Consider the following 4,092-nt stretch of genomic DNA (forward strand, 5'->3'; position numbering starts at 1 on the left):
GGCCTCGGCCGTCCGGGCGCGGACCCGTTCCGTAGACTCGAGGGACCATGCCGCACATCCGGATCTCCGACGTGACGAAGACGTATCCGCCGCAGCGTCGGGGCGGCACGGCCGTCACCGCCGTCGACACCGTGACCCTCGACATCGAACGGGGTGACATCTTCGGCATCATCGGGTACTCCGGTGCCGGCAAGTCGACCCTCGTCCGGCTCATCAACGGCCTGGAGCCGGTCAGCGGCGGAGCCATCGAGATCGAGGGCGTCGACATCGCGTCCCTTCCGGAGAGCCGACTGCGCGAGGTGCGCCAGGGCATCGGGATGATCTTCCAGCGGTTCAACCTGCTGCGCTCGCGATCCATCCGCGGCAACGTCGCCTACCCGCTCGAGGTCGCCCGCGTCCCGCGGGCCGAGCGCCGCCGTCGAGTCGACGAGCTGCTCGACTTCGTCGGCCTCGCCGACAAGGCCGATGCCTATCCCGAGCAGCTCTCCGGCGGCCAGCAGCAGCGGGTCGGCATCGCCCGTGCTCTCGCCACCGAGCCCGCCATCCTGCTGGCCGACGAGGCGACGAGCGCCCTCGACCCCGAGACGACCGATGAGGTGCTCGACCTGCTCGCCCGCGTGAACCGCGAGCTCGGCATCACGATCGTCGTCATCACCCACGAGATGGACGTCATCGCGCGGATCGCGAACAAGGTCGCCGTCATGGAGCGCGGGCGCGTCGTGGAATCGGGTGAGACCTACCGCGTGTTCACGGCGCCCCAGACCGACACCGCGCGGCGCTTCGTGCGCACGGTCGTGCGCGCTCTGCCCGAGGGCGACGCCCTGACGGCGTTGCGCGCGCAGCACGACGGCCGCTTCTTCACGATCTCCTTCACGGACGACGGGGCATCGGAAGCGCGCGTCTTCGGCGCTCTCGCGCGGGCGGGCGTCGACTTCAACCTCGTCCACGGCGGTGTCGACGACATCCAGGGACGCGTCTACGGCCTCCTCACGATCGCCGTCCGCGGTGATGCGGAGGCCGTGCGCGATGCTCTCTCCTCCATCGGAGCCGGCGTCACGATCGAGGAGGTGGCCGCGTGAACGACATCATCGACCACGTCGGCGAGATCCTGCCCGACCTCTTCGAGCAGACCGGGATCACCCTCTGGCTCGTCGCCGCCTCGCTGCTGTTCGGCGGCATCGGCGGCCTCGTGATCGGCACCGCCATCACGGTGACCCGCCGCGGCGCGATCCTCCACCAGCCCGTCGTCTACTGGATCCTGAACGTGCTCGTCAACACGTTCCGCCCCATCCCCTTCATCATCTTCCTCGCGGCCATCCAGCCGCTCGCCCGCGTCATCGTCGGCCGCGGCATCGGCAACGAGGCGATCATCTTCGCGATCTCGCTCGCCGCCACCTTCGGCATCGCGCGAATCGTGGAGCAGAACCTCGTCACGGTCGACCCCGGCGTCATCGAGGCGGCGCGGGCGACCGGCGCGGGGCCCTGGCGCATCATCTTCACCGTGATCCTGCCCGAGGGGCTGGGCCCGGTCATCCTCGGCTACACGTTCGCGACCGTGGCCATCATCGACATGTCGGCCGTCGCCGGCATCGCGGGCGGTCAGGGGCTCGGCAACTACGCCCTCTCGTACGGCTTCCGCCAGTTCGACCCCGTCGTGACGTGGTCGGCGCTCGTCATCATCATCGTCATCACGCAGATCGTGCAGGCGCTCGGCAACGGGCTCGCCCGGCGCATCCTGCGACGGTAGCGCCGCCGCCCGTCTGAGACGATGGGATGCTGACACCCCATCGAGACGAGGAGCGCCCGTGCCGCTGACCGACGACGACCGCAGATACCTGGACCTGGCCATCGAGCAGGCGCAGATCGGATGGGACGAGGGCGGCATCCCCATCGGCGCCGCACTCGTCCACAGGGGAGAGGTGCTCGCCGTCGGGCGCAACCGGCGCGTGCAGATGGGCAGCGTCATCCGCCACGGCGAGACCGACTGCCTGGAGAACGCCGGCCGGCTGCCCGCGAGCGTCTACCGCGAGAGCGTGCTCTACACGACGCTCTCGCCCTGCTACATGTGCGCGGGGACCGCCACGCTGTACGAGATCCCGCGCATCGTCATCGGCGAGAACCGCAGCTTCCAGGAGTCGGAGGCGTGGCTCGCGTCGAACGGCAAGGAGCTCGTCGTCGCCGACGACGCGACCTGCATCGCCCTCATGGACCGGATGATGACCGAGCGCCCCGCCCTGTGGGCGGAGGACATCGGGGTCGACGCGTGAGCGTCGAGAACGACACCGCCGTCGACGCCGACTACCCCGTCACCCCCGTTCCCGCGCACGCGCGGAAGTCGTTCTTCTCGCTCGTCGTCGTGCTGCTGGGCTTCACCGTCTTCACGCCGACGATGCTCGCGGGCGCCGAGCTCGGCACCGCCTTCGGGCTGCGCGACCTGCTCCTCGTCATCCTCGTCGGGTCGCTCGTGCTGGGCGCCTACGTCGCGACGCTCGGATGGATCGGCGCGCGCACGGGGCTCACGACCGTCGTCATGGCGCGGTACACGCTCGGCACCCGCGGCTCGAAGCTCGCCTCCGTGCTGCTCGGCGGCACGCAGATCGGCTGGTACGGCGTCGTCATCGGCACGATCGGCGACCTCACGGCGCAGGCGTTCGGCTGGGAGGGATACGGCCCCCGCGCCGCCGTCATGATCGCCGTGAGCACGCTCATGTGCGTCACCGCCTGCTACGGCTACCGCGGCATGTACTGGGTGTCGCTCGTGTCGACGCCGCTCATCCTCATCCTCGCCGTGTGGGTCGTGTTCCGCTCCCTCGACGAGGTCGGCGGATGGGCGGGGCTCGCCGCCGTCGAGCCGGCGGGGTCCATGACGCTGGCGGTCGCGGTCACGACCGTCGTCGGCACCTTCGTCTCCGCGGGCACGCAGGCGCCGAACTGGACGCGCTTCGGCCGCACCGGCAGGCAGGCGGTGTGGGCGTGCGTCATCGGGTTCCTCGTCGGCAACGGCCTCATGATCTTCTTCGGCGCGATCGGCGCGATCACGTTCGGCGAGGGCGACTTCGTGCTCGTCCTCTACGAGCTCGGCCTCATCGGCTGGGGGCTGTTCCTGCTCTTCGGCAACCTGTGGAAGTCGAACGCCGACACCGCCTACGCGTTCGGCGTCGCAGGAGCCGAGATGTTCGAGAGGCCGAGCAAGATCCCCTTCGTCATCGGGGGATCGATCATCGGCACCGTGCTCGCCCTCGTCGGCGTCAACGAGCACCTGCCGCAGTACCTGTCGCTGCTCGGGGTCTTCATCCCGCCGCTCGGCGGCGTCATCATCGGCGACTACCTCGCGCGCTGGCGCCGCACGCAGATGCCCGAGGGCGAGGCGCTCCCGCGCGTCGACGGGGCCAACCTCGCGGTCTACGCCGTCGCCAGCCTCCTCGCGTGGGGGTCGGGGGCGCTCGGCATCGGCATCCCTCCCGTCATCGGCATCGTCGCGGCCATCCTGCTCGCGATGCTCGCCGGGCGCCTGCGGCGTCGATGACGACGGATGGCCGGGGCCGCGGCCCCGGCCATCCGCTCAGCTCGCGGAGCTGTTGATCATCCAGAACACGCCGAACGGGTCGACGAGCATGCCGAACCAGTCACCCCAGGGCGCCTGGGCGAACGGCTCGACCACCGTGCCGCCGTTCGAGAGCGCCTCGAAGTAGCCGCGCAGCTCCTCGGCGTCGTCGCCGAAGATCGTGACCGACACGTTGGCGCCCTCGTCGCGCGGCATGCCCGTCGGGGTGTCGGACGCCATGATGACGAAGCCGTTCTCGAGATCGAGCTGGCCGTGCATCACCTTGCCCTTGTCGGACTCGACGAGCTCGGGGTTGGGGATGTCGCCCATCCGCATGATCGACAGCGAGCCGCCGAGCACGTCGCGGTAGAACTCCAGCGCGTCCTGCGCGCCGTCGAGGAACGAGATGTACGGCGAGACCTTGTAGCCCATGGCGGACCCTCTCTTCGCCGGGCCGGGCGCCCGGGTTCGAGATGAGGATGGCACGGGTCGGCGACATCCGGAAGGCCGGAACCGGAAACGCCGCGTCCGCCCGGAGAGGGCGGACG

At 70.1% G+C, this 4,092-nt stretch carries 5 protein-coding genes; 4 read left to right on the forward strand and 1 reads right to left on the reverse strand.

Going from position 1 to position 4,092, the window contains the following annotated elements:
* Positions 1–47: 47 nt before the first annotated feature.
* From ACWGPF_RS17445 to codB, 4 genes are read left to right on the forward strand one after another with little or no spacing between them, the layout of a single operon-like run.
* Positions 48–1,079 (forward strand): methionine ABC transporter ATP-binding protein, encoded by a 1,032-nt coding sequence (locus ACWGPF_RS17445; protein WP_452333990.1) that lies wholly within the window; start codon positions 48–50, stop codon positions 1,077–1,079.
* Between the two features lie 8 nt (positions 1,080–1,087).
* Positions 1,088–1,747: a methionine ABC transporter permease gene (locus ACWGPF_RS17450; protein WP_452333993.1), complete on the forward strand. Its 660-nt coding sequence runs from the start codon at positions 1,088–1,090 to the stop codon at positions 1,745–1,747.
* Positions 1,748–1,805: 58 nt separating this feature from the next.
* Positions 1,806–2,267 (forward strand): nucleoside deaminase, encoded by a 462-nt coding sequence (locus ACWGPF_RS17455; protein WP_345437963.1) that lies wholly within the window; start codon positions 1,806–1,808, stop codon positions 2,265–2,267.
* Positions 2,264–3,526, forward strand: coding sequence for a cytosine permease (codB, locus tag ACWGPF_RS17460; RefSeq protein ID WP_452333991.1), 1,263 nt, complete (start codon positions 2,264–2,266; stop codon positions 3,524–3,526). The genes ACWGPF_RS17455 and codB overlap by 4 nt, the downstream gene beginning before the upstream one ends.
* A gap of 36 nt (positions 3,527–3,562) precedes the next feature.
* Here the strand turns inward: codB and ACWGPF_RS17465 are convergent, their stop codons facing one another.
* Positions 3,563–3,976 carry a VOC family protein gene (locus ACWGPF_RS17465; protein ID WP_452333992.1) on the reverse strand — a complete coding sequence of 138 codons (414 nt, stop codon included), beginning with the start codon at positions 3,974–3,976 and terminating at the stop codon, positions 3,563–3,565.
* Positions 3,977–4,092 lie beyond the last annotated feature (116 nt).

Source organism: Microbacterium sp. NPDC055683, from assembly GCF_053617895.1.